At 50.9% G+C, this 23383-nt stretch carries 24 protein-coding genes and 3 pseudogenes; 11 read left to right on the top strand and 16 right to left on the bottom strand.

The genetic code is table 11. The features are described 5' to 3' along the window. Positions 1-119 precede the first annotated feature (119 nt). The 10 genes from ACOTZF_RS22065 to ACOTZF_RS22020 all read right to left on the bottom strand — a co-directional run bounded on the left by ACOTZF_RS22065 (position 120) and on the right by ACOTZF_RS22020 (position 5760). Complete coding sequence (locus tag ACOTZF_RS22065) at positions 120-386, bottom strand: helix-turn-helix domain-containing protein (protein WP_023285835.1); 267 nt, start codon at positions 384-386, stop codon at positions 120-122. 44 nt (positions 387-430) lie between these two features. Further along, on the bottom strand, positions 431-880 hold the full coding sequence (locus ACOTZF_RS22060) for a JAB domain-containing protein (RefSeq protein ID WP_032440561.1): 450 nt from the start codon (positions 878-880) through the stop codon (positions 431-433). A gap of 117 nt (positions 881-997) precedes the next feature. Beyond that, positions 998-1495, bottom strand: coding sequence for a hypothetical protein (locus ACOTZF_RS22055; protein WP_032440560.1), 498 nt, complete (start codon positions 1493-1495; stop codon positions 998-1000). Then, positions 1488-1994, bottom strand: coding sequence for a hypothetical protein (locus ACOTZF_RS22050; protein WP_223174614.1), 507 nt, complete (start codon positions 1992-1994; stop codon positions 1488-1490). Before ACOTZF_RS22050 ends, ACOTZF_RS22055 begins: the two co-directional genes overlap by 8 nt. Before the next feature lie 180 nt (positions 1995-2174). After that, entirely contained in the window at positions 2175-2618 is a 444-nt protein-coding gene (locus ACOTZF_RS22045) for a plasmid partitioning/stability family protein (RefSeq protein ID WP_032440559.1), read from the bottom strand. Positions 2619-2620: 2 nt separating this feature from the next. Further along, positions 2621-3595: a plasmid segregation protein ParM gene (locus tag ACOTZF_RS22040; RefSeq protein WP_032440558.1), complete on the bottom strand. Its 975-nt coding sequence runs from the start codon at positions 3593-3595 to the stop codon at positions 2621-2623. Between the two features lie 240 nt (positions 3596-3835). Then, positions 3836-4576 carry a tyrosine-type recombinase/integrase gene (locus ACOTZF_RS22035; RefSeq protein WP_032440557.1) on the bottom strand — a complete coding sequence of 247 codons (741 nt, stop codon included), beginning with the start codon at positions 4574-4576 and terminating at the stop codon, positions 3836-3838. 66 nt (positions 4577-4642) lie between these two features. Continuing rightward, on the bottom strand, positions 4643-5128 hold the full coding sequence (locus ACOTZF_RS22030) for a hypothetical protein (protein WP_032440556.1): 486 nt from the start codon (positions 5126-5128) through the stop codon (positions 4643-4645). A gap of 84 nt (positions 5129-5212) precedes the next feature. Next, on the bottom strand, positions 5213-5446 hold the full coding sequence (locus ACOTZF_RS22025) for a helix-turn-helix domain-containing protein (RefSeq protein WP_159330271.1): 234 nt from the start codon (positions 5444-5446) through the stop codon (positions 5213-5215). A gap of 188 nt (positions 5447-5634) precedes the next feature. After that, positions 5635-5760: a hypothetical protein gene (locus ACOTZF_RS22020; RefSeq protein WP_264757017.1), complete on the bottom strand. Its 126-nt coding sequence runs from the start codon at positions 5758-5760 to the stop codon at positions 5635-5637. 485 nt (positions 5761-6245) lie between these two features. Between ACOTZF_RS22020 and ACOTZF_RS22015 the strand changes: the two genes are divergently transcribed. From ACOTZF_RS22015 to ACOTZF_RS22005, 3 genes are all read left to right on the top strand, one after another. Further along, positions 6246-7304 (top strand): FitA-like ribbon-helix-helix domain-containing protein, encoded by a 1059-nt coding sequence (locus tag ACOTZF_RS22015; RefSeq protein ID WP_032440554.1) that lies wholly within the window; start codon positions 6246-6248, stop codon positions 7302-7304. Next, entirely contained in the window at positions 7297-7506 is a 210-nt protein-coding gene (locus ACOTZF_RS22010; RefSeq protein ID WP_032440553.1) for a DUF7706 family protein, read from the top strand. Before ACOTZF_RS22015 ends, ACOTZF_RS22010 begins: the two co-directional genes overlap by 8 nt. A 71-nt stretch (positions 7507-7577) precedes the next feature. Next, positions 7578-7862 (top strand): hypothetical protein, encoded by a 285-nt coding sequence (locus ACOTZF_RS22005; RefSeq protein ID WP_015344981.1) that lies wholly within the window; start codon positions 7578-7580, stop codon positions 7860-7862. Positions 7863-8001: 139 nt separating this feature from the next. Here the strand turns inward: ACOTZF_RS22005 and ACOTZF_RS22000 are convergent, their stop codons facing one another. Next, on the bottom strand, positions 8002-8643 hold the full coding sequence (locus tag ACOTZF_RS22000) for a hypothetical protein (protein ID WP_032440552.1): 642 nt from the start codon (positions 8641-8643) through the stop codon (positions 8002-8004). A gap of 235 nt (positions 8644-8878) precedes the next feature. Here ACOTZF_RS22000 and ACOTZF_RS21995 point away from each other — a divergent pair, with 235 nt between their 5' ends. The 6 genes and pseudogenes from ACOTZF_RS21995 to ACOTZF_RS21970 form a co-directional block, all read left to right on the top strand. After that, the gene (locus ACOTZF_RS21995) at positions 8879-9208 is read left to right on the top strand and encodes a type II toxin-antitoxin system RelE/ParE family toxin (RefSeq protein ID WP_000493286.1); all 330 of its coding nucleotides are present in this window, start codon (positions 8879-8881) and stop codon (positions 9206-9208) included. Beyond that, the gene (locus tag ACOTZF_RS21990; protein WP_000780222.1) at positions 9189-9470 is read left to right on the top strand and encodes a helix-turn-helix domain-containing protein; all 282 of its coding nucleotides are present in this window, start codon (positions 9189-9191) and stop codon (positions 9468-9470) included. The genes ACOTZF_RS21995 and ACOTZF_RS21990 overlap by 20 nt, the downstream gene beginning before the upstream one ends. Positions 9471-9628: 158 nt before the next feature. Further along, complete coding sequence (locus tag ACOTZF_RS21985; protein WP_012477564.1) at positions 9629-10219, top strand: plasmid pRiA4b ORF-3 family protein; 591 nt, start codon at positions 9629-9631, stop codon at positions 10217-10219. A gap of 136 nt (positions 10220-10355) precedes the next feature. After that, positions 10356-10928 (top strand): recombinase family protein, encoded by a 573-nt coding sequence (locus ACOTZF_RS21980; protein ID WP_001493762.1) that lies wholly within the window; start codon positions 10356-10358, stop codon positions 10926-10928. A gap of 36 nt (positions 10929-10964) precedes the next feature. Further along, positions 10965-12356, top strand: coding sequence for an ISKra4-like element ISKpn19 family transposase (locus tag ACOTZF_RS21975; RefSeq protein ID WP_421636202.1), 1392 nt, complete (start codon positions 10965-10967; stop codon positions 12354-12356). 32 nt (positions 12357-12388) lie between these two features. Continuing rightward, positions 12389-12817 (top strand): annotated as a pseudogene (locus ACOTZF_RS21970) (recombinase family protein); the annotation flags it as partial. 318 nt (positions 12818-13135) lie between these two features. Here the strand turns inward: ACOTZF_RS21970 and ACOTZF_RS21965 are convergent. From ACOTZF_RS21965 to ACOTZF_RS21950, 4 genes and pseudogenes are all read right to left on the bottom strand, one after another. Beyond that, positions 13136-13792, bottom strand: coding sequence for a quinolone resistance pentapeptide repeat protein QnrS1 (locus tag ACOTZF_RS21965; protein ID WP_001516695.1), 657 nt, complete (start codon positions 13790-13792; stop codon positions 13136-13138). Positions 13793-14467: 675 nt separating this feature from the next. Continuing rightward, entirely contained in the window at positions 14468-15490 is a 1023-nt protein-coding gene (locus ACOTZF_RS21960) for an IS110 family transposase (RefSeq protein WP_001572362.1), read from the bottom strand. A gap of 23 nt (positions 15491-15513) precedes the next feature. Beyond that, positions 15514-16629 (bottom strand): annotated as a pseudogene (locus ACOTZF_RS21955) (Tn3 family transposase); the annotation flags it as partial. Positions 16630-16662: 33 nt separating this feature from the next. Beyond that, the gene (locus ACOTZF_RS21950; RefSeq protein WP_001143760.1) at positions 16663-19668 is read right to left on the bottom strand and encodes a Tn3-like element Tn3 family transposase; all 3006 of its coding nucleotides are present in this window, start codon (positions 19666-19668) and stop codon (positions 16663-16665) included. 163 nt (positions 19669-19831) lie between these two features. On the opposite strand from ACOTZF_RS21950, the gene ACOTZF_RS21945 reads away from it, so the two are divergent. Together ACOTZF_RS21945 and ACOTZF_RS21940 are read left to right on the top strand one after the other, a co-directional pair. Beyond that, entirely contained in the window at positions 19832-20389 is a 558-nt protein-coding gene (locus tag ACOTZF_RS21945) for a recombinase family protein (RefSeq protein WP_001235713.1), read from the top strand. A gap of 182 nt (positions 20390-20571) precedes the next feature. After that, a complete protein-coding gene (locus ACOTZF_RS21940; protein ID WP_000027057.1) occupies positions 20572-21432 on the top strand; it encodes a broad-spectrum class A beta-lactamase TEM-1 in 861 nt (286 codons plus the stop codon). Between the two features lie 149 nt (positions 21433-21581). Here the strand turns inward: ACOTZF_RS21940 and ACOTZF_RS21935 are convergent. Further along, a pseudogene (locus ACOTZF_RS21935) lies at positions 21582-23294 on the bottom strand (Tn3 family transposase); the annotation flags it as partial. Positions 23295-23383 lie beyond the last annotated feature (89 nt).

The following is a 23383-nucleotide window of genomic DNA, read 5'->3' as shown; positions in this document are numbered from 1 at the left end:
GATAGCGGCTCAGCCCCTCACTGGATTCCAGTACCGATGTTCGGTACTGCGGTTCGCAGTTGCACAAGCCCTTCAGCTTCTCTTCAGGAAGCACATTTTCGCGCCGGTGTTTTGCGCTGCTATTTCCAGATCGGCGGTAAGCCGGCATCGATGCAAAGGATGCACCAGACGGAATACGCGATGTCGCTTTCTCCGTTCACCCAGCGGCGCACCGTTCTGCCGTTAACGCCAACATGTCGCGCAAGCCCCTCCTGACTCAGGTTGAGCACATTTTCCAGCAAATAGCGGAGTTCATCCCCCGTCGGCGGGGTCCATTTGTCAGCGGGACGGAAACAGCTTTCGCGGATTGCGCCCACGTTCAGTGGCACGGTATATTTATTGCCCATAGCAAGCCTCCAGAGCCGGCCGCACCACTGTGCGGCCGCGGTTGTCAAATCAGACCATGTTCAGCAAAAGAGAAAATATCGCAGCCGCCCACAATCAGGTGATCGAGGACTTTGACGTCAACCATCCCCAGCACCTGCGCCAGACGCTCGGTGATCAGCTTGTCAGCCTGACTGGGTTCAGTGAAAGCGGAAGGATGGTTATGCGCCAGTACCACGGCGGCGGCATTATGATGCAGGGCGCGTTGCAGGACGATACGCGGATGAACGGTGACACTGTTGATAGTTCCCTGAAACAGTTCTTCAAAGGCGATCACGCCATTCTGACTGTTGAGAAAGAACGCGCAGAATGATTCGCGTGGTTCTGCAGCAAGACGAAACCGCAGCAAGGAACGCGCGGCGTCTGCACCGGTAATAAAATCCGTGGTGGTAATTTTGCTGGCAATAATGGCATCCGCCTGGCGGATAATGTTGAGTTCTTCTGCTGAAAATTTCATATATTTCCCTCGGTAGGGGACCTGAGCACCTTGCCCGGCCACAAATATATATTAGGACATTTTGTCCTATATGTAAATACAGTATTTTATAAAAAAACCAGAATTAACGGGCTTTTATCAGGTCGGCAGCTGATCTTGTTTCACTTTTTCAACCAGCTGCAGTGACGGATGCTCACCGGCCAGCAGTAACAGGAAGTTGAATTCCCCGGTCTTGAGCTTCACGCCACGCTGTGCGGCCTTCTCTTTGGTCTGCCATGACGCCGGCTTATAGCCAAACAGCGCTGCAATTTCTGCGTGTTTCAGCCCCAGCGCCAGACGCAGGCGGCGAACGTCTTCGGCCGTGGCAGGCTCTTTAACCATATCATCCGGGCTGAATGTCCTGTTCAGGCGGTAATCAGGATGCACGCCGGCGATCAGCATCAGCATGTTATATTCGCCCGGCCGAAGACTGGTCTTGTTGTACTGACTGAGGTCGTCGCTGATGGCTTCCTTACGCTGCCAGGCGCGCAGTTCATACCCCATGACGGCCCCTAATGCGGTTTCAGTCATGCCCATTTTTCCCCGGAGCATCTTCACCGTTTCCGGCTGCGGAACGACGCTAACCATCTTAATCATCACCCTTCTCCCAGAAGTCAGAATTCAGAAATATTTTCACCTGGCGCGTGCGGGGATAGTCCTGGAGTTTCAGTCCCTCTCGCGTGTCAGACAGGTACTGTGTTTCCTGCTGCACCTTATTGATTTTGCCATTCCATTTGCGGACCAGCGCCCGGTAACTCCCGTTCTCCAGCTGATAAACTTCAAACGTATACTTGCTCGAACCGCTCCAGCCTTCGTTGTAGTAGACCTGTTTCATAGGATCTGCCTCATCGATATGCCCCGTAAACATGACATCCCGGCCACAGTGACTGAACCAGTAACCGCGGGGCTTAGCCGGTTGCCGGTCGCTTATTTCCCGCCTGGATAGCGTGCAGAAAGGCCATGAGCGCAGGTGACTTCCTGAACTCAGGTTAATCTGGCATGACGTGTGGTGCAGGGAGCTGCGCTGCTGCCGCAGGCAATGGTCACTGATGATCACCGGTACAGCACGGGAAACGAACAGGGGGAATGATTGCATGGTTTTACTCCTTCGCCAGGCGGGGCGCTACCGAAAAATGAGCCTTAACAATACGGCGAATGAGCCATATAATCAAGTTAAATTGCCGGCGGCAGAGTGTCTGCCGCTGCTGCAGGCACACCGCTGATCAGCACCACATTTTCCACATTAGAGCTGTCAGCGATGGCGCGGAAGTTCACCTTAGTCATCATCCGGGAACAGATGCTGGACGTTCTTACGGGTTTCTTCCAGATTCTTATCCTCCGGTGCCGCCGGTTCGGGAGTCACGGCAGGGCTGTTTTCCGGCCTTGATCCGCCTGTCGGCGGTAACGTATTACTGGCGCCGCCGGTGGCCTGCAGAAACGCCTCAAACAGACGCGCCATCTCTCCTGTATCCTGCTGCGGCAGCGTACTGCTGATGATCCGCTGAATATCCTGCATCGAGGTGCCTTCCGTCAGAAATTCAGCGATCAGGAACGGTAGGCGTTCGTCCTGTTTCATCAGCGCGGCACCACAGAGCATCATGGCGCGCATCGCGCGGCCGCGCTCTTTCTGAGGCAGTTTCTCAAGAAATCCGTCGGCTACCCGGTCCGCCGCATTGCGATCCGGATAGATATAAAACGAGCACTTACGGTTATCAGTCATACTCAGCCCTTCATTGCCACCATGCCCAATACCAGATCGAACTGCGGGTTATCGCTGACGAAGAAGCGATCGTCACTCACCCCCGTGGCCTGCTTCACTGCGCTGGCGACCAGGCTGGCGCCGCCCCCGACAACCATGACGTGTGTGAAGCCGGCAAAGCGGCCAACTGAATCGGTGACGCGGTGCGTCAGGGCTTTTTCACGCTCGTGCAGCACCTTCATTACCTGGGCCCGCTGGTCAGCGTTCTGAAGATAACGGGAAAGAAAACTATCGTCATTTCGCGCCTGGATCAGACGGTCGGCAAAATATGAACTGGTACGGGTACTCACGCTGGTATCCAGTGCGTGTTTTACGGCCTCGGTGATGATGGATACGCCGGTTTTAGGATCGCAATGCGTCTTGGTGAACCCGGACATTTTGCTGCGAACGTGCGCGATATCCAGCGTCGTTCCACCGATATCGACAATCAGCAGGGAGTCCAGATCGTCCAGATCCTTCAGCACACTGAAGCCTGCAGGGACCGACTCTGGCAGCACACTGACTTTACGCACGGTAAAGCTCTCATGCCCCTGAACGGTCACCGCGCGTTTCACGTTCGCTTTTTTCCGCTCGATTTTGGCCATATCAGGCTGATCGTTCTCATCCAGATACTCGCCCAGCGGCAGCGTCACAACAATGTCAACCGGTTGCGGTTCAATGCCGGACTGCATCAGCGCGTGGTGGATAGCGACTACATTCACATCACTGTACTGATAGCGGGTTTCCGTGGTGCGCACGGCATCAGGGCTCAGCTGGTCAAAGCTGTACTTTTCCCCGTCAATTTCATAGTTGGCGGAAGCCGGCCCCGTTGAATCAGTCAGCAGCGTCATGGACCATTCTGGTTTAAAGCTGTTCGGACTGATCAACGTTTTCACTTCACCGTCTGCCACCCATGCCAGTTTGATATTGGTGGAACCGTCGTCAACAAAAATACGCATTTCAAACCTCACATTATTTAGAAAAAAACCGTATCCATCAGGAAAAATACAACATTCAAATGGATTATTACGTATCCGGGTTTGCGTGTAAAGACAAAAAGACGCACTAATGTAGAAAAATACAGAAAAATAACGAACAAAAACCAACAAACGAGGGCCAGACCGTCCTGCAAACGGCCTGATAAAGAAACATTAAGGATTAATTTAGATTTATATGGAAATATAAGGATGGAATGAGGATTATTCCGGAAGTGTTAAATGACTGTCAGGAAGGCTGAATCGGACGCCATACTGACGCCCGACATCGAGCGCAAACACGCGCGTGTAGGTTTCAGTGGTTTCCAGCCGGGAATGCCCGGCGTAGGCCTGCACAACTTTCAGAGGAACCCCATGCTGGATCAGGTGCATACAGAAGCTGTGCCGGAACGTGTGGCAGGTGACGGGGATACTAAAAGTGACAGAGTCACGTTTTGCGAGGTCCAGCGCTTTCCTGATCCAGTTACGCGGCGTGTTATCACTCTGCACCGGCCAGAGCAGCTGCTGTTTGCCAATACGCAGGGTGGTCAGAAACTCACGCACCTTTCTGACATATTGAGGATCGGTCAGAGGAACAATACGGAACACCGCCTCATCCTTCCCGGGTCTCCCACGCCCGCGCTGACGCTGTTTAAGCGTCTTCAGCCGGACAAACGGCCGGGAACCGTCAAGCTGAAAGCTGGCGCCGGTCAGCGCCAGCGCCTCATTAATGCGTGCGCCCGTGTTCCAGAGGGTGTCGAAAAGGACCTGCTGGCGCAGGTCAGGCACATATCGCAGAAATAACGACACCTCCGGGGCCAGCAGGTATTTGGGTAAATCAGCCTGGCTGGCCATCTCCCGCAGCGCCAGTGCATCGGCATAATCGAAGTAGACGTATGCCACGCGCCCGGTCTCGATGGCGTCGCTACGTGAATTCTGAGGAATTTGCAGGGGAAAAGTGTTCAATTTTTTAAAATCCGGTAATCAGCCGGCAGGAGGCTGAATTTTAAAGTGTTTTTTGCCGAAACCGGCTCATAGTAACCTGTAACTGAAGCCGGCACCGCGACTGTTATCGTAAATCTGCTGGCCGGACTGACCAGCATCTTCACTGTACACCTTCATACGCCGGCCGTTAGTCAGCGAATCCATTTTCCGCCGTGCGTTGTTGTCGTCATAACGCACGGGCAGGCACGCACCTTTACTCGCGCTCTCACTTTCGACTCGGAACACCCGTACCCTGACAGCCTTCTTCCGCGCCTGGTCAGGATCTTCACCACTGACCACACCCGTCAGTTTCTGAAGCGTATCTGCCGGGCTGCTGTACTCAGCCTGGCTGAGATAGCGGCCGTTCGGGGTTAACCAGAAATCCTGGCTGTCACTGACACGGTAGGTTTCACCGTGGCTGGCGATGCCTGATACGTTACAGAAGCGCCCATAATCGGTGGGTTGTCCGGGTAGCACAGCGCACCCTGTCAGCAGCAGCACCGGCAGAGCGGTGACGTATCCTTTTAGTTTCATATAATCTCCTGTTGAGGATGAACCATTTCTGCCGGCAGCCGGGATCCCGGATACGGGATAAAAGAGCCGATAACAGGGATGGACTCATTCATTACTGAGCCTCAGCACTTCGTTCTTCAGCTGCCGCAGCAGCCTGTCTTTGCTCATGGTCTTCATTGTTGGCCATTCCGCTTTCAGCGTGAGTGCAGCGGTGGCAAGTTGTATCGTCCGGGGCACAGCCTCACCGTCCTCATATTTTACCAGGCTGGTACGGCTGATGCCGAGCTCTGCCGCGGCGCGTTCCTGGGTCCAGTTCAGGCCCCGTCGCCAAAGGATCAAGTCAAATCCGGTCAATTCGCCGCACTCCCATGCTCTGTACGGGTGGATTAGTTTGTTATATTCCGCCTGTGTTTACAGTCTGAAAATGTTCATATTTGAACATTTTAATGCATATTAAAACACTAAATCCGCCGTAAACACAACAGGAGACGCGATGGATATCAAACATCAGGAAGCATTTGAGGCGGTTAAACAGGCACTGAAGGGCAAAATGGACTCGTCGTCTTTTTCACGCGCACTTCCTGTCTGATATCACGGCCCGTCAGGAACCCGGCGCACAGCTGCAGCACAAACAGCATGCCTGGCGTCTTCATGATGCTTCTCCCTGTCCCTTTTCACCTGCCCTGTATAACCCTGCCGGGCTTCACACATCAGGCCGGCTGATAATTTGCCCCCTTATTTTTTCACCCTGTGACTTTTACGCCCGCAACCACCGGAAAATACCTTTTGGCCGGTGCCACAATTGCGGAAAAAACGTAAATACCGTGAAAAGCGAAATCAACAGGGGAAGGAAGGCAGGGGAGCGGCCGCGCGGCTGCCGGCGCGGACACCATATCTTGTGCCGTTCTCAGCTGACGGAGCCACTACATATAGCGTTATCCACAGAAACGGTGGATAAGTGGCGGCGCTGCGGAGAATACCGCTAAACCGCAACGGACCGCAAAACGACACTCCCTGATAAAGATGACATCAAAATGATCACCATATGAAGACACCAAAAAACACCAAACGATCACATATTGACTCATTGCATTCTGACAGGCATAGTGACTGAAAATCAGTCAGCCAGGAGAACGCCATGCAGCGTCTGAACGTCCGCAACATCCCAGATGAAATCTACAGGCAGTTTGAGCAGGAAGCCGCCCGCCAGGAGCGCAGCACCGAGGCGCACGCCCGTTTTGTGATCGCACAGTCCGTGCAGCGTGAAGCAGCTCTTACCGGCGCCGATCGTTACCGCCGGGAGCTGAGCGCCCGCCTCAGGCACCTGTTACCCCTGGTCAACGAAGCGGCCTCCCGCCCCGGCCCCAATTACCAGCCGCCGATGGACGCGGCCGCCCTGGCGGAGCGCCTCGGTGAGGCCAACCCACTGGCGGTGATGAACTGGTTTTCCGGCCACGACGTCCCGGATTTTGAGCAGGCCGACCGTCTGGCCACTTACCTGGGCTGTTCCGCACGCTGGCTGAAATTCGGCGAGGGACGCCCGTTCGCGTTCGGTTCGCAGCGACGCCTTAACGGCCACGGCAGCGCGTATGACGATGCGCGCGCCCTGCTGACGCCAGACGCCGCCGGCAATCCGGTCTATAAGATCAGCCTCATCCGCGAAGACTCCCCGGAGGGGAGTATTCTCATCCTGCGTGAGTTCCGCAACAGCCTGCAGGCGGAGATCTTCTGGACTAACCTCCACCTGAGCGAACACGTCGGCAATACCGGTTTTCACGATCTGTGCGATTTTTTCGCCATGCTCGAGCAGCTGTATATTTTCTATACCATTAACGATGTGTTCGTGAAAAGTTACGATATCGCCCGGGGACGGCTGAAGTATGAATTTGAAGAGAACGACTGTCACCCGCTGCTGATCACAAAACGCTGCGGCCGGGAAAACATCTGGTGGGAGGATATCTGGCACGAAGAAATGCTGGGTAAGCGCAATCCGGAACGCAACGGCGGGTATTTCTGGCCGGACGATCGGGAGATTATCAATAGGGTCATGGCGCACCTGAAGGAGAAGCAACGTCTGATGGATAAGGACGACCTGGAGATGCTGACGCGCTACTCTTTCGGGATGGACGAACAACGTTCCCGTTACAGGCTCGCCACCCACACCGGTACGACAGAACAGGAGTCTGACGATGAATGATGAAATACGCCATGAAAAACCCGTTGAGGTGAATCTGCAGCTGACGCACAGGGAAGCACAGGCGCTCGCACAGCTGGTCAAGCGGCAGGGATTCAGTGACTGCCGCCGGCTGGCAACGTCTGATATTGAGGCATACCTGATGATGGATGGTATCAATCAGCTCATGAAAGCACTGGCGGAAGAGGGTTATGCACCACGGTAGGATGGTTGTCCGTCGTCAGAATCCCTCTATTATAGAGTCCTGTACTGCCTGACGAAGACAAAGGAAATCAGATGACCCAAGAAACTGATATTTTTAATTTATTCATTAAGCTCACGCCGCCGGGACTGGCATTACTGCTGTGGGCGTACGGGGTTTATAATCAGTCCTCACTGAAGAAACTGGAAACCATGCAGTTACAGAAAAGGTGGCCTGAACTGCCTGGCAGTTTAACCATACATGATAAAAAAGAAGCACTCCACGCGATGATTTCTGCGGAGGAAAGGAAAACCAGAGCATCGTTTAAAATGGCGATTTTCTTTACTGCCATCGCCATTTTCTGGACAGTTTATATCTGAGAATTAAAACAGGCCTCGTCAGAGCGGCAGGCCTGTTTTTTCAGAGGTGAACGTACCGTCCAGGCACTCACGGCCAGATAACCGCAAGTGCCTCATCTTCGCTAACTATCTCAAAACACGCCCTATCACTTAGGGTTAATCATTTACCAAATAACTTTTGATGTATCCATCCGTTATTAGTCAGGAGGAAAACATTGGTCACTTTCACACCATCATGTTCTGAGTTTACGTCTTTTTTTATCTGACGGTCGGCATTCAGAATCTCAGGTGATTTTGCCCAGTCAGGTATATCACTAACTTTATATGTAAAAGTCACTCGGGAAATTTTCTGCCCCATTGCATCAGATGGTTCAGTGAAATTACTGACGTCTGTTACTGTTGCTTTTCCAAAGCAGAATCCACCAAGATTCTCACCTCGCATATTTTTAGCCGCATCTTGCTTGTAGTATTTTTTCCCTTCTTCCGTCAGGTCATAACTGTTAACGACTATATCTCGTTCTTTAATCCCCCATGTGGCATCAATATGTTTACGCGATAATTCTGTTTCAGTTAACAACCCTTTTTCTGCCATTGCATGCAATATTTCTGGCATGTTGTTAATGTTGAAACCATCTGTTTTGTAAGGGAAATTAGCTTTGATATAACATGCCGGGTATACAGTATCCAGATACTGCTGTGCGGCTTCTTTGAAATTACTTTCGGAGGGTTTCTTTGGATCGTTACAACCGGTCAGCGCCAACACGCCAATACATAATAACGGTGCCAGATAATTCACTTTCATATAATTGTATCCTTGTCTCAAAATTATCCCTTCGTTCAGTACATAGAAAAAATGTTAAGGCACTGATGTAAAAAGGAACGTAAAAGTTAAAAAATACAATTTTAGAGCCTTTTGTCAATGCTGGGTCCGTGTCATAGCTGGTCGCATACCCCTCCCTAAAAATTAGCTTACAGGTTAATTTTCACCTTGCCTAACATTAGCCTATAGGTTAATATTAATGGAAATGGGAGGTCACATGTTTAGCGTTGTTTATCACCCGGAAGCCAGGGAAGAAGCCACAGCATTACCCGTAAAAATCAGGGTGAAGTTTGACCGTCTCATCGGCAAACTGGAGTATGATGCCCGATTACTGCGGGAGCCGGACACGAAGCCCCTGGGCGATGGACTTTTTGAGATCCGCACGATGGGGACGGACATAGCCAGGGGCATCTGGGTATACCACAAAGGCAATACCATCATCATGCTCCGGGTTTTCATCAAGAAGTCACAGAAAACGCCAGCGAAAGAAATCGATCTCGCCAAAAAGCGGTTAGCGGAGGTACTTAATGAAACTGGTAAGCCATAAAGAACTGCATAACGAGTGGATGCAGGACGACGAATATCGCGCTGCATGGCAGGAAGAAGAACGCAAGGAGAAGCTCAGAGAGCTACTTGCGGAATGGCGTAAACATGACAACCTGACAAAAGCGCAGGTTGCTGAACGCATGGGGGTTACACCTCCGGTTATTTCCCGCCTGGAAAACAACATCACCAAAGCCAGCATCGACACTCTGACCCGCTACGCTCACGCCTGCGGCATCAAAAAACCTGTCATTGCCCTGTACTGATGACATCCTACCCGGTTTTAGTTTTCGCCGGGTAGGTGTTGTCTCAACAGGAAAACGCGGTACAGGGAGAGCATGAAAAACCTCGGGGCAGCCATCGAATGATGCCATCTACAGGGGTTAAAATAACCACCATCATTTCATAACAATACCTGCTGACTATGAAGATCTACGTCATCAAAATAGCAGTTCATGGAGTCAGTCCGATGGTCTGGCGTCGGCTGAGAATTGCTGCCGACACGTCACTGGCCGCGCTTCACTTCATTTTCCAGATAGTGCAGGGCTGGGGGGACGACCATCTCCATCAATTTCACATTTATGGCAAAGATTACGGTATCTCCTACGAAGGAGGCATCGGTTTTGTCGATAATCCGTTCCGGGTCGTGATTGATGATTTTGCTTTTGATGCTGGCGATCGCTTTACCTATGAATACAATTTCTTTGAGCACTGGCTTCATGACATTCGTGTTGAGGCCATTTATGAAAACTCTACGCTGAAAGCGCCGTTTTGTATAAGCGGCCATGGTATGCCCGGAGCCACAGCTGCGGATGAGTTCGATAAAACCCTGGCGTTTCTTGAAGCTATCGTTAATGCGGATGATGAAACAACGGTCGGCGAGATCCGCCCTTTTGCTGACGACCTGGATGCTGTCAGGTTCAACCGCCACAAAATCAACCGGCAACTGAGCAGGCTCGACCTTGCATCTCCGGTACTGGAGCCTGAAGTTATCTGGCTGGGCCGTCGTCGCTGACTGATGTCTATAAAGGTATACGTTTTCAGCATGCCTCTCAGATCCCCGAAAAAATGTCTATAAACCTCCCTAAATCAGTGTTTATGGATTATTCTTTAAATCTCTATGATGTTTAAAGACCTTCCGGAGGTTTTGCGTGCAATATGCCTACATCAGGGTAAGCTCGGCCGATCAGAATACGGCCCGTCAGGAAGAGGCATTGTCAAAGGCGGGTTTTCAGCCTGATAAAATTTGTGTTGAGCATGCCAGCGCGAAGGACACAAACCGCCCGGGGTTACAGGAACTCCTGGGGCAATTACGCCCTGGTGATACGCTTCTGGTTCATTCCATCGATCGCCTTTGCCGGAATATGTCGGATATGTGCGCTGTCACCACCCGGCTTCGTGACCAGGGCGTTACCCTTATTTTTCTGAAAGAGCAGCTGACGTTCAGCGCCGGCACAAACAATCCGATGCAGGAACTGCAGCTGCACATGATGTCGGCATTCAGCCAGTTTGAACGAGCCTTACTGAAGGAAAGGCAGGCCGACGGCATCGCCGCGAAAAAAGCACGGGGTGAAAAAACAGGGCGCCCCGGCGCCGATATCAAAAAGATCCAGGAAATTGACGCACTCAGAAGCAGAGGGGTCAGGCTCAGGATCGCCTGCGACCATGCGGGCCTTGGCGTTTCCACATATTATAAGCTTCGTCACCAGATGAACAACCAGTAGCCGGGAGATAGTCATCCACCACAGCAGGAGGCAATGATGCAACTGACGCTCCAGATAGTCATCACCGATGAATCAGGCTCCAGTCGAACGGAGGAACTGATGACAATCCAGAAATCAGGGGAGACCCGGAACGACATCGGATTATCGGTGTCAGAATCCAAGCTGTTGCTGAATACGGTCCAGCAGTCGGTGGTCCAGCTGCAGGCAGACGAATATACTCAACACCATATCCGGTGCCCTCACTGCCTTGCTGCGCGCAGAATCAAAGGCAAACAGAAAATACGGTACCGGACGCTGTTTGGCGTTATTCCGGTATCCGGGCTTCGGGTGTACCGGTGCCGTTGTGAAGAGAGTGATACAAAGACAGTCAGTTTGCTCAGCGACTGGGCCGGCGATTATTCTCACCCGGCACTGAAATATATTGAAACCCGCTGGGCCTCGATGATCTCCTATGAAATGACGACTCGTCTGCTGAAAGATATTCTGCCGGTGGGCCACAGCCTGAATGCCTCAACGGTGAGGAATCATTTATGCCAGGTGGCGCAGCGTCTTGACGCTGAGGCTGAAGCTCATTCAGGTTTTCTTTCCGGCTGCCCCCGCGACTGGGGGAACCTGCCCAGGCCAGGAAAACCGCTTGTGGTGGGTATAGATGGTGGTTATGTTCGCGATCGGGATGACAAAAAGCGTAATTTTGAAATTATTGCCGGGAAGTCTTTTTCCGTTGGTGCGCCTGCTGACACCCGCCGCTTCGGTTTTGTTCAGAAGGATGACTGTCATCCGGAACGCAGGCTCATGACCCACCTTTCAGCGCAGGGAATGCAGGCCAACCAGCAGATATTTTTTCTGTCCGACGGCGCGGATAATCTCAGGGACCTCCAGTTCGGTATGTACCCTGAGTCAACGCATGTGCTGGACTGGTTTCATATCACCATGAGGCTGAAGGTGCTCATGCAATATGCCCGGGGACTGCTGGTATCAGATCCAGAGGCGGGGAGTAAAGTTCTGGCACTGCTGGAAAGCATTAAACGATATCTCTGGCATGGCAATGTTGTCGCTGCGCTGGAACATATTGATAATTGCGTTATGTATTGCGATGACCCTGAACTCAGCTATCCTAGCCTGAAATCCCTGCAAAAACATCTGGATGAAATGTATACCTACATCCGGAATAATAAGATGATGATCCCAAACTACGGCGAAATGCGTCGGTACGGAGAGCCGGTATCAACCGCGTTTGTGGAATCCACGATCAATGAAGTGATCGCCAGACGAATGGCCAAAAAGCAGCAGATGCAGTGGAGCAGAAAAGGGGCTCATTATTTGTTACAGATCCGGACCGCCGTTTTGAATAACGAACTGCAGGATAAATTTGTCTGCTGGTATCCGGGTTTTCAAAGTGACGGGAAGGGACCAGCGATGGCAGCATAGCTCACGCTGCCCCAATATTTTTTATGCTCTCGGTCGTATGGAAGCTGGACCGCCTCGGTCGTGATCTTCGTCATCTCATTAATACAGTGCACGACCTGACCGCGAGGGGGACCGGTCTGAAAGTGCTGACCGGTCACGGGGCGACTATCGACACAACAACGGCCGCTGGCAAGCTTGTCTTCGGTATCTTTGCCGCACTGGCGGAGTTTGAGCGCGAACTGATTGCTGAAAGAACGACTGCAGGTCTGGCATCAGCAAGAGCCCGTGGGCGGAACGGCGGCCGACCTTATAAAATGACGCCAGTCAAACTGCGACTGGCAATGGCATCAATGGGACAATCAGAAACAAAGGTCAGTACGCTATGCCAGGAACTTGGGATAACCCGGCAAACTTTGTACAGGCATATTTCCCCTGTTGGTCAACTGCGGGCGGACGGGATCAAGCTGCTCAACCGTGGATAATTTGAACGGACGGAAAAATCTGGGGTTCCGGCGTAGTACCCCTATCACCTCCACATTTTTGCAACAGTGCCTTATAAATGGCAGCCTTATGTTTACTTGCCAAGATGGGCTACCATATGATGTTTTATACTGAGCAATATTAATATTATCTTTAATGGAAAAATTAAGCCCACTAAGTGACCCACTGCTATATGGCTCTATTGTGAAGACGCCTGAGGGTAAAAATTTATACATGGTTGTCCCTATGTCTATTATTGCAAGGTTGACAATATTATTCGTTTTATAAATTTGAGCGTTTAAAATCACACATCAAAGCAATTAGTCAGGATAAACAACAATACCCAGTGCTTCGAGAATCAGTTCTTGCTGCCAGGCTGCAATTTTGATACCTGATGTATCGACTTTGCGGGGATCTAAACCGTCGAGTTCGGCGTGGCATAAATTGGCACCCTGTAGGCTAAATTGCCCCCAGACATCTTCGGAAAAAACACCTCGACTTAAGTCTGACTCTTTCAGTGATGCACCCGCTAGGTTCGTTCCTATCCAGCGATTTTCAAACAACTCACATTTTTCTAAACAAACCCTCTCCATATTGGCATAGGAAAGATTACATCCAGAAATAAATGCTGAGCAAAAGTACATACGATTACTCACTTGATGGGCAAAGTTTGTTCGGGAAAAGTTGGCACCTTTTAAATCACACGCACGGAACTCTATACCGTAGCAATTGGCATTACTGAAGTTTGCCATCGCAAGTTGGCATTGTTGGAAACTTGCATCACGAAGATCTGCGACATCAAAGTGGCAGCCTTCGATATCACCCTGTTCAATGAACTTGCAGTTGACGAATGTCGTATCACGCAAGTTAGCACGTCGAAAGTCGCTGCGAATGAATGTGCAAGCGGTGAAGGTGAGATCACTTAAGTCTTTATGTGAAAAGTTGTGGTGCCGATATGTATGATTGTAGGTTTCCATGAGTACTCCTTGTTGAAAGGAGGGCTAGACTACCATTATACATATGCCAAGACATTAAAATAAAAGCCTGTTACATCAACACATTACAACCCCTCAATTTACCTGTTTTAAGTGGTCAAATTGGCGCGTAGAGCGCCTATCGCTCTTGCATTGGCACGCGGCCCTGTTGAAAAAAGTTATTCGCTTTAGATAGGGTTAGGAGAGCCGTGCTTCGCCGGTAAAAAATCGGACTATCCGACGCAGGGCGGACTCATCGGCGGAGAAGCAAACTTTGACTATATCTCCCTACACTTGGAAGAGGGCTAGACTGGCCCCATAGATCACCAGACACTTCGACTCTCTTAAAATAAGAGGTAGTCTTGGAACTATGTTTAATACCAGTCAGGGGTCAGTTTGGATATCGAAAATTATTGTACTATAAGGGCTTCCCCGGCGTGTCAACGCCGGTGTTTATGGTTTCTGTCTGCTCTTCAGTAAAAATAAAGGGGAGAGACTGCGGTACTATAAACGGCCATGATGAATCGTCATCGATTCGGACCCTGATGAAAGACGCGCGTGAGGTTCTTGTTCGTTAAGCGGATACGTATATCCTGTACAATAGCCAGATAGGCCTCACGGGGTCTAACCCTTTATCATCAACGAATTGCAGGTCAGATGGTTATTTTGTTTCGTGCTTTAGCTGGCTGAGTACAGCCTGAAATCATCACCGTAATGCAATGATGCCCAGCACAGCCTTGCGTTTTTGGCGGCGATGGCTACAACGGCACGCCAGTATCCTCTGCGATCGACCAGTGAACAGACCCAACGACTGAATAAATCAGTCCTTTTCTCGGCACCAATCAGAACCGAACGAGCCCCCTGAACCAGTAGCGTTCGCAGATACGAATCGCCAGCTTTAGTTATCCTGCCAAGCTTTGATTTCCCACCACTGCTGTACTGCGATGGCGTTAGTCCCAGCCAGGCTGCCAGTTGTCGCCCATTTTTAAAATCGTGTGCATTACCGATACTGGCGACCAGCGCACAGGCCGTTGTGGGACCAATCCCTTTCAGTTCCATCAATCGCTGGCTGCGGTGATCTGTTTTTGCCATGCGGGACAAAATCCGGTCATATTCAGTAATATTATCTTCAATACGATCAATGTGTTCCAGCAGGTCATTAACACATTGTTGAACCTGAAGTGGCAAAGAACTCTTCTGCTCAGAAACCATGTGACGCAGGGCATCTGTACTTTGTGGGGCGATGACACCGAATTCCGATATCAAACCTCTCAATCGGTTATATGTTGCTGTTTTCTCTTCGATAAAACCCTGTCTGATACGGTGTAGGCATTGCATCGCCTGCTGGCTCTCATCCTTCACTGGTACAAACCGCATATGCGGGCGACGAACTGCTTCACAGATAGCCTGAGCATCAGCTGCATCATTTTTGCCTGATTTACCGGCCATGCGGTAAGGAGATACAAATTTAGCAGCCATCAGCCGTGGTTCATGACCATATTGCCGAAACAACCTTGCCCAGTAGTGAGCCCCGGAGCATGCCTCCATCCCGATAACACAGGGAGGTAAACTGGCAATCAGCTCAGGAAGGGCAGCACGCGATACTTTGGGTTTAACCAGAACAGTTTTACCGTGTTGGTCAACGCAGTGAACAGCGAACACATTTTTAGCAAGATCGATACCGACAGTCGTGATGGTCATAACGAATCCCTCCGGGGCTATGTTTACCCCATGATTGCACAAGAGTTAATCAGGCGCATATCCAGGGGAAGTCCCTTCCATTCGTTAAGGCTATTTTTTGACCTTTCGACTTTAGCGGGTCTCAACCGACGAAACTTACCGGAAGCCGGTATCCTGTTGCTTTTCCAGATATAATCCCCTGTCAGATTAATGTGCTCCCAGCCTAACGGCGACAAATGTGACAGCAGTTGCTCGTTGATCTTCACCCCTTTACGCTTCAGGGCATCGATCGCCCTTTCCATATAGACGGTATTCCACAGTGAGATAGCAGCCGTCAGCAGCGTAAGCCCACTGGCGCGATAACTCTGATTTTCCGGTTTTCGGTCCCTGATTTCACCCAGCCGGTGCAGGAATACCGCCCGCGCCAGCGCGTTACGGGCTTCTCCTTTATTCAGCCCCGCCTGTACTCGCCGACGCAGTGTAGGATCGCGGAACCAGTCGAGCATAAACAGCGTTCGCTCAATGCGGCCAATTTCTCTCAGTGCTTTGGCAAGTCCGTTTTGCTTGGGGTAGCTGGCCAGCTTTTTCAGCATCAGAGATGCTGTCACGGTTCCCTGCTTTATCGAGGTCGCCAGACGCAGCACTTCACGCCAGTGAATTTCGATCTCTTTCAGATTCAGGCTGGTCGTTGATATCAGTGACTGAAGCGCCGGGTACCGGTCTGCTTTCCCTTGGATAAACAGCTTCTTGTCGTGGAGATCCCTGATTCGCGGACAGAACGCAAATCCCAGCAGATGCATCAGGGCAAAGACATGATCGGTGAAACCCGCTGTATCGGTGTAATGCTCCCTGATTTCCAGGTCGCTTTCGTGGTACAGCAAGCCATCGAGAACATGGGTTGAATCCCTGACTCGACTGATTATGCAGGTATAAAACGGGCTGTATTGATCCGAAATATGGGTATAAAACTGACGTCCGGGCTCCTGCCCGTATTTCGGGTTAACCTGCCCTGCGTAGCGGCCTGAGCTGCCTGTTCTGAAATTTTGTCCGTCTGATGATGACGTTGTCCCGTCTCCCCAGAATGCCGCAAGTGGTCTTTTCCCCTGCGCGTTTACCAGCTCTGCAAGGGCGGCTGAATAGGTTTCGTCGCGGATGTACCAGGGGTCTGACGCTCAGTGGAACGAAAACTCACGTTAAGCAACGTTTTCTGCCTCTGACGCCTCTTTTAATGGTCTCAGATGTCCTTTGGTCACCAGTTCTGCCAGCGTGAAGGAATAATGGCCGAGCATATTGATATGTCCGTGGCAAAGCGGGGAGAGGCGTGCGATATCTTCATCATTCAGTGTTTCACCCTGCGCCCGGAGATGATCCAGGGCTGCCTGCATATAAATAGTGTTCCATAACACGACGGCGTTAGTGACCAGCCCCAGTGTGCCCAGTTGATCTTCCTGACCGTCGGTATATCGTTTTCTTATCTCACCTTTTTGACCGTGACAGATGGCTCTGGCAACGGCATGGCGACTTTCTCCCCGATTAAGCTGGGTCAGAATGCGCCGGCGGTAATCTTCATCATCAATATAATTAAGCAGATACAGCGTTTTGTTGATGCGCCCCACTTCAATGATTGCCTGAGTCAGTCCGGAAGGACGTTCACTTTTCAGCAATGAACGGACCAGCACTGAAACCTGTACTTTGCCCAGCTTCAGGGAGCCAGCGGTCCGGATCATTTCGTCCCACTGAAGGACTATTTTTCGGGGATCTGATTGCCCTCTGGCAATATCATTCAGCACGCCATAGTCGGCATCATGGTCCATTCGCCAGAAAACCGAAGCACCGGCATCAGCCAGGCGTGGAGAAAACTGGTATCCCAGCAGCCAGAAAAGGCCAAAGACAAGTTCGCTGGCACCTGCTGTATCGGTCATAATTTCGGTTGGATTCAGCCCGGTCTCCTGTTCCAGAAGACCTTCCAGCACAAAGATAGAGTCCCTCAGCGTCCCCGGTATAACGATGCCATGAAAGCCGGAATACTGATCGGACACAAAGTTGTACCAGGTGATCCCTCTGTTATTACCAAAGTATTTGCGGTTCGGTCCGGCATTGATTGTTCTGACTGGCGTAACAAAGCGCATTCCATCTGCAGATGCCACTTCTCCTCCACCCCATATCTGTGCCAGTGGCAGCGTTGCCTGAAAATCAACCAGTCTGGCATTAGCGCTGGTGATAGTTTCAGCCCGCAGATAGTTCGCTTTTGTCCAGTTCAGCCGGTGTCGGGTCAGTGCAGGAACATTTGATCTGATCAGTGGTTCCAGACCGATATTGCAGGCTTCAGCCATCAGCACGGCGCTGATGCTGACGGGCAGATCATCAACTCTGGCACTGGCTTCACTAGCATGGAAAAACTCATCAGCAAATCCGGTATGGGCGTTAATTTCGAGCAGCAACTCCGTTAAATCCACCGGAGGGAGTAGATCACTGATCATTTTGCTCAGTCGTTTCAGACTGTCCGGCTCATCAAGACTGGCGAGGGGAGAAATTGTCAACCGGGGCTTCGGGCCAGAAACATCGAGTTCGACAGCCTCATTTTCGCAAAGACGTGCAGCAACCTGTCTGTAACGACTATCAAGCTGATGACCCAGAGATTTTATTGCTTCCTGCGGGTCTGTCGGGTGCCCCAAAGAACGATAAACCTTAATCCGGTTTGCCTGCCAGTCAGCACCCTGTAGTAATCTTGCACGAGGATCTCCCCACCGGTTACTGCCGGTAACGTAGACATCCCTCCGCCTCAGACTATCCTGCAGTTTACTGAGAAAGCAGAGCGTGTATCCCCTGCGGGTGATATGTTTTTCCTTGTTAATCACCAGCCGTTTCCATGACCGACTGATAATTTCCGTTGGTGCGTCGTCAAAAAACTGCCGCCGTGAGCTGAACTCCCGGCTGAGGTAGTCACAGGCATTCAGAGTGGTAACCCCGGCAGGTGCGGATGAAAATTTAACGGTATTCAGCAGATGGGGCAGGAAACGACGAACGCGCCCGTACTGCTCCACCATTTCTTCATGAAAATTATCGTCTGAGGGCCGGGCAATTTCACGGACAAGCGTGATGATTTCAGCCAGCTTTTGCCTTGGGATGTAGCTGAACACCTCAGCACGAATCGATTCGTCCGGTGTTTCTTCTTTCAGCAGGTACGAACATGCGCTGGCGAGCGCCAATGCAGATTTATCCAGATCCTTCAGCGAGCGGAGCCGTTTTTTCTGCCCAATCTTTCTGGCGTCACGGATGATAACGGCCAGCATGGCGTCCAGAACGTCCAATGCATCATCCAGCGCCAGCGTTTCCCATGCAAGGACAAAGGCAACCAGAACCGCCATCCTTTTCTGCGGTGACATCCTGGCAATATTGAACACCGAAGTCATACCAGCATAACGTGCGAGATTTTTCAGGCGCACAGCCGGGAGTGTACTCAGGTTTTCAGCATGCAGGCCAAAATCGTTCAGAGTTTTCCAGCGTTCAATTGCTTCATTAAACGCCGGACCACTGATGGTCACAGGGCCCTTTTTCAGTGATTCCAGTAAAGACAGGCGGCTGCAATCAGTTGGCCCCAGCAGCATCTCCAGCTGTGAACGCTGTTCGGCTGACGGTATCAGTGCCAGTTTGTTCCACAGGCGCAACGTCGCCTTTTCCCTTACCTCTGAAATCAACCGGGTCAGCGTAGTGGCTCCGGGGAGAATAATACGATGTTGCATAAGCCACCCTGTCGCCAGATCGAAAAGCAGGCCAGGACGTTCGTTGCTTATCCAGCTCCGGGTATATAAAAGACGGGTAAGGCGAAATGTCCAGGGCCAGGCAAATTCACGATACTGATAGTGCTGACGTATCAGCGCTGCATGCTCACGGCGGGTATTTTCCCTCTGACCGTATTCTGCAAGAACGGTGATATCACGAATCCCGAGCTGTCTGGCGGTAAAATGCCGGACGCCGGAAGGAATATGATTCATATCGGTGAGGAAGGTGCCCAGAAAACGGACACATCCAATTTGCAGGGCAATGCCCAGACGGTTGTGATCACCTCTGCTTTTTCCGATAAATTCCTTGTCTGCTTCATCAAGGTGAAAATATCGTGCCAGCTGAAGCTCATCCGGTTCACCGGTGAATCTGCCATAGCTTTCAGTCTGCTCAGTGGTCAGAAAGTCAACGGGCATATCGGCCTCCCTGCCTGACGGGCATTTAGTAACATTTTTCCAACCGTACGAAATGTTATAAATTATCGGACATCGTAAAACTGTTACATTAATATGTCTATTAAATCGTAAATTTGTAATAATAGACATGAGTTGTCCGATATTCGATTTAAGGTACATTTTTATGCGACTTTTTGGTTACGCTCGGGTCTCAACCAGTCAGCAGTCTCTTGATCTTCAGGTCAGAGCACTCAAAGACGCAGGTGTGAAAGCAAACCGTATATTTACCGATAAGGCATCCGGCAGTTCAACAGACCGGGAAGGGCTGGATTTGCTGAGGATGAAGGTGGAGGAAGGTGATGTCATTCTGGTTAAGAAGCTCGACCGTCTTGGCCGCGACACTGCCGATATGATCCAACTGATAAAGGAATTTGACGCTCAGGGCGTGGCAGTCCGGTTCATTGATGACGGGATCAGTACCGACGGTGATATGGGGCAAATGGTGGTCACCATCCTGTCGGCTGTGGCACAGGCTGAACGCCGGAGGATCCTAGAACGCACGAATGAGGGCCGACAGGAAGCAAAGCTGAAAGGAATCAAATTTGGCCGCAGGCGTACCGTGGACAGGAACGTCGTGCTGACGCTTCATCAGAAGGGCACTGGTGCAACGGAAATTGCTCATCAGCTCAGTATTGCCCGCTCCACGGTTTATAAAATTCTTGAAGACGAAAGGGCCTCGTGATACGCCTATTTTTATAGGTTAATGTCATGATAATAATGGTTTCTTAGACGTCAGGTGGCACTTTTCGGGGAAATGTGCGCGGAACCCCTATTTGTTTATTTTTCTAAATACATTCAAATATGTATCCGCTCATGATACAATAACCCTGGTAAATGCTTCAATAATATTGAAAAAGGAAGAGTATGAGTATTCAACATTTTCGTGTCGCCCTTATTCCCTTTTTTGCGGCATTTTGCCTTCCTGTTTTTGCTCACCCAGAAACGCTGGTGAAAGTAAAAGATGCTGAAGATCAGTTGGGTGCACGAGTGGGTTACATCGAACTGGATCTCAACAGCGGTAAGATCCTTGAGAGTTTTCGCCCCGAAGAACGTTTTCCAATGATGAGCACTTTTAAAGTTCTGCTATGTGGTGCGGTATTATCCCGTGTTGACGCCGGGCAAGAGCAACTCGGTCGCCGCATACACTATTCTCAGAATGACTTGGTTGAGTACTCACCAGTCACAGAAAAGCATCTTACGGATGGCATGACAGTAAGAGAATTATGCAGTGCTGCCATAACCATGAGTGATAACACTGCTGCCAACTTACTTCTGACAACGATCGGAGGACCGAAGGAGCTAACCGCTTTTTTGCACAACATGGGGGATCATGTAACTCGCCTTGATCGTTGGGAACCGGAGCTGAATGAAGCCATACCAAACGACGAGCGTGACACCACGATGCCTGCAGCAATGGCAACAACGTTGCGCAAACTATTAACTGGCGAACTACTTACTCTAGCTTCCCGGCAACAATTAATAGACTGGATGGAGGCGGATAAAGTTGCAGGACCACTTCTGCGCTCGGCCCTTCCGGCTGGCTGGTTTATTGCTGATAAATCTGGAGCCGGTGAGCGTGGGTCTCGCGGTATCATTGCAGCACTGGGGCCAGATGGTAAGCCCTCCCGTATCGTAGTTATCTACACGACGGGGAGTCAGGCAACTATGGATGAACGAAATAGACAGATCGCTGAGATAGGTGCCTCACTGATTAAGCATTGGTAACTGTCAGACCAAGTTTACTCATATATACTTTAGATTGATTTAAAACTTCATTTTTAATTTAAAAGGATCTAGGTGAAGATCCTTTTTGATAATCTCATGACCAAAATCCCTTAACGTGAGTTTTCGTTCCACTGAGCGTCAGACCCCTACCATGCCTGGATATCTTCCAGTGATGATTTGGTGCTTCCGGGGCAGGCTTCCGCCATTTTGGTCAGACCAAGATTGATGCCATCCGCAAGGATGGTGGTGAGGAGCAGGCGGGTATCGGGACGGGTAATGTCATTTTTTATATGCGAAAAATGTCGGGTAAACGTCGTCCAGCTGTTTACCTCATCGAGAATTTCCGTGATTTTAGGACGCGGTAGCATGCTGTAAACCAGCTCTGCCAGCGGTGAAACCTGCACCGGGACGCAATTATCCAGCGGAGATACTTTTACTCCCCTGTCAGATATTTCCACATCGGGCAGCTCACCAAGGGCAGCCATGGCATTGACCTCTTCAAGTCTGGACTGAAGCAGGGTCATACGGCTGGTAATGTACTCATGATAATCAGCAGATACGGGCAGGGGTAGCGCCGGTGTGAGTTTGTCAAAGTCCTTTTCGGGAATGAGGTAATCATCAAAGTTTTTGTAGCGGCGTGAGCCTTTAACCCAGATGTCCCCGGAGCGCAATGCCCCCTTAAGCTCGCTGAGCGCACAAAATTCATAGTACTGCCGGTCAACACCCGCAGGTGTAATCACCACCTTGCGCCAGCTTTCAGGGACAAACTCAAGCGGCGCTGTCGCCGGAACTTTACGTGACTGCTTCCGGTACATATCCTTGATCACAACCAGCGCATCAGCCAGAGGTTGCGCTGCCGGGGTGGCGACTAACTGTAAAGCGGATAACATGCGCGGGGCATATTTCCGTAATGTGCTGTATTTCTCAGTAATAATATGCAGCGGATCAAAATTATTTTTCCTGGCGAGATGGCGTGTTTCCTCCAGACTGGCGACAAATTCAGGCCATGGCAGTATGTTTTCTATTGCGAGCCATGGATCGCCACCGGAATCACGGGCTTCAGACAGTGCCTGGCCGACATCGATGTACTGCCTCAGTTTTGACTGGATCAGCTTTCCGGTCTGCTGAAGGCGCTCAGCCTGTGTTCTTTTGGCTTTGCTGAACAGGCTGTTCAGCATGCGTTCATGCAGCTCAATCACTTCATCTGTCAGTGTGGCTCGGGCTTCTTCCAGCACGCACACCAAGATCGCATGACGCCGGGCTGCTGAAAATCGGGTCAAATCCCGGCTACTCATCTTCCGGCCTTCCCGCGCCAGTTTCAGCAACCGGTTCTGGTGAATGGTACGATCTATACCTTCCGGTAACGCCAGCGATTCAATGCTACTGAGCCGATCAAGGTGTTGTAGCACGTTCTTACCATTGATTTTACCTGGCGGTTGCAGAAGCCATGTCAGTCTGGAAAACTGATTATCTGAGGACTCAAGTAAACGATCAAGGGCATCCCTGTGAGCCGGAGTTAACGGGGCATTCAGGGTCTGAAATACGATTTTATCGCCGCCAGCCATGGCCTCCGCACAGGTACGCTCCACGACATCAATCGCGGGGATTATCACGTTGTTCTTCCGGAGCCAGACCAGCAGTTCTTCGGCCAGGAGAATACCTTTATCGGTGCGCGTCGCCATCGGCAGCAGGTGTGTAATACAGTCCTGCTGTATTTTGCCGGTGAACGCTTTTACGCCAAGATAGCGGTACAGTTCGGTTAAATGCTCGCGCCGGGTGGTATCCCTGCCGGAAAGGTAAGCAGGCCAGAGATCCCCGGTAAGTTTTAGCCTGCTGGCGATATGCTTCAGCAGCGCATCGGCTTTGTTGAATAAATCAGATTTCGGGTAAGTCTCCCCCGTAGCGGGTTGTGTTTTCAGGCAATACGCACGCTTTCAGGCATACCTGCTTT

The sequence above is a fragment of the Enterobacter cloacae complex sp. SHL021 genome (assembly GCF_049237765.1).
GTDB classification, from domain to species: Bacteria; Pseudomonadota; Gammaproteobacteria; order Enterobacterales; family Enterobacteriaceae; genus Enterobacter; species Enterobacter cloacae.
Note: the sequence above shows the minus strand (reverse complement) of the source record. Positions and strands in the feature narration are given on the sequence as shown.

Coding starts and splice junctions, on each gene's coding strand:
- ACOTZF_RS22065 (WP_023285835.1), bottom strand. CDS start 386: ATGGGCAATAAATATACCGTGCCACTGAACGTGGGCGCAATCCGCGAA.
- ACOTZF_RS22060 (WP_032440561.1), bottom strand. CDS start 880: ATGAAATTTTCAGCAGAAGAACTCAACATTATCCGCCAGGCGGATGCC.
- ACOTZF_RS22055 (WP_032440560.1), bottom strand. CDS start 1,495: ATGATTAAGATGGTTAGCGTCGTTCCGCAGCCGGAAACGGTGAAGATG.
- ACOTZF_RS22050 (WP_223174614.1), bottom strand. CDS start 1,994: ATGCAATCATTCCCCCTGTTCGTTTCCCGTGCTGTACCGGTGATCATC.
- ACOTZF_RS22045 (WP_032440559.1), bottom strand. CDS start 2,618: ATGACTGATAACCGTAAGTGCTCGTTTTATATCTATCCGGATCGCAAT.
- ACOTZF_RS22040 (WP_032440558.1), bottom strand. CDS start 3,595: ATGCGTATTTTTGTTGACGACGGTTCCACCAATATCAAACTGGCATGG.
- ACOTZF_RS22030 (WP_032440556.1), bottom strand. CDS start 5,128: ATGAAACTAAAAGGATACGTCACCGCTCTGCCGGTGCTGCTGCTGACA.
- ACOTZF_RS22020 (WP_264757017.1), bottom strand. CDS start 5,760: ATGAAGACGCCAGGCATGCTGTTTGTGCTGCAGCTGTGCGCCGGGTTC.
- ACOTZF_RS22015 (WP_032440554.1), top strand. CDS start 6,246: ATGCAGCGTCTGAACGTCCGCAACATCCCAGATGAAATCTACAGGCAG.
- ACOTZF_RS22010 (WP_032440553.1), top strand. CDS start 7,297: ATGAATGATGAAATACGCCATGAAAAACCCGTTGAGGTGAATCTGCAG.
- ACOTZF_RS22005 (WP_015344981.1), top strand. CDS start 7,578: ATGACCCAAGAAACTGATATTTTTAATTTATTCATTAAGCTCACGCCG.
- ACOTZF_RS22000 (WP_032440552.1), bottom strand. CDS start 8,643: ATGAAAGTGAATTATCTGGCACCGTTATTATGTATTGGCGTGTTGGCG.
- ACOTZF_RS21995 (WP_000493286.1), top strand. CDS start 8,879: ATGTTTAGCGTTGTTTATCACCCGGAAGCCAGGGAAGAAGCCACAGCA.
- ACOTZF_RS21990 (WP_000780222.1), top strand. CDS start 9,189: ATGAAACTGGTAAGCCATAAAGAACTGCATAACGAGTGGATGCAGGAC.
- ACOTZF_RS21985 (WP_012477564.1), top strand. CDS start 9,629: ATGAAGATCTACGTCATCAAAATAGCAGTTCATGGAGTCAGTCCGATG.
- ACOTZF_RS21975 (WP_421636202.1), top strand. CDS start 10,965: ATGCAACTGACGCTCCAGATAGTCATCACCGATGAATCAGGCTCCAGT.
- ACOTZF_RS21965 (WP_001516695.1), bottom strand. CDS start 13,792: ATGGAAACCTACAATCATACATATCGGCACCACAACTTTTCACATAAA.
- ACOTZF_RS21960 (WP_001572362.1), bottom strand. CDS start 15,490: ATGACCATCACGACTGTCGGTATCGATCTTGCTAAAAATGTGTTCGCT.
- ACOTZF_RS21950 (WP_001143760.1), bottom strand. CDS start 19,668: ATGCCCGTTGACTTTCTGACCACTGAGCAGACTGAAAGCTATGGCAGA.
- ACOTZF_RS21945 (WP_001235713.1), top strand. CDS start 19,832: ATGCGACTTTTTGGTTACGCTCGGGTCTCAACCAGTCAGCAGTCTCTT.
- ACOTZF_RS21940 (WP_000027057.1), top strand. CDS start 20,572: ATGAGTATTCAACATTTTCGTGTCGCCCTTATTCCCTTTTTTGCGGCA.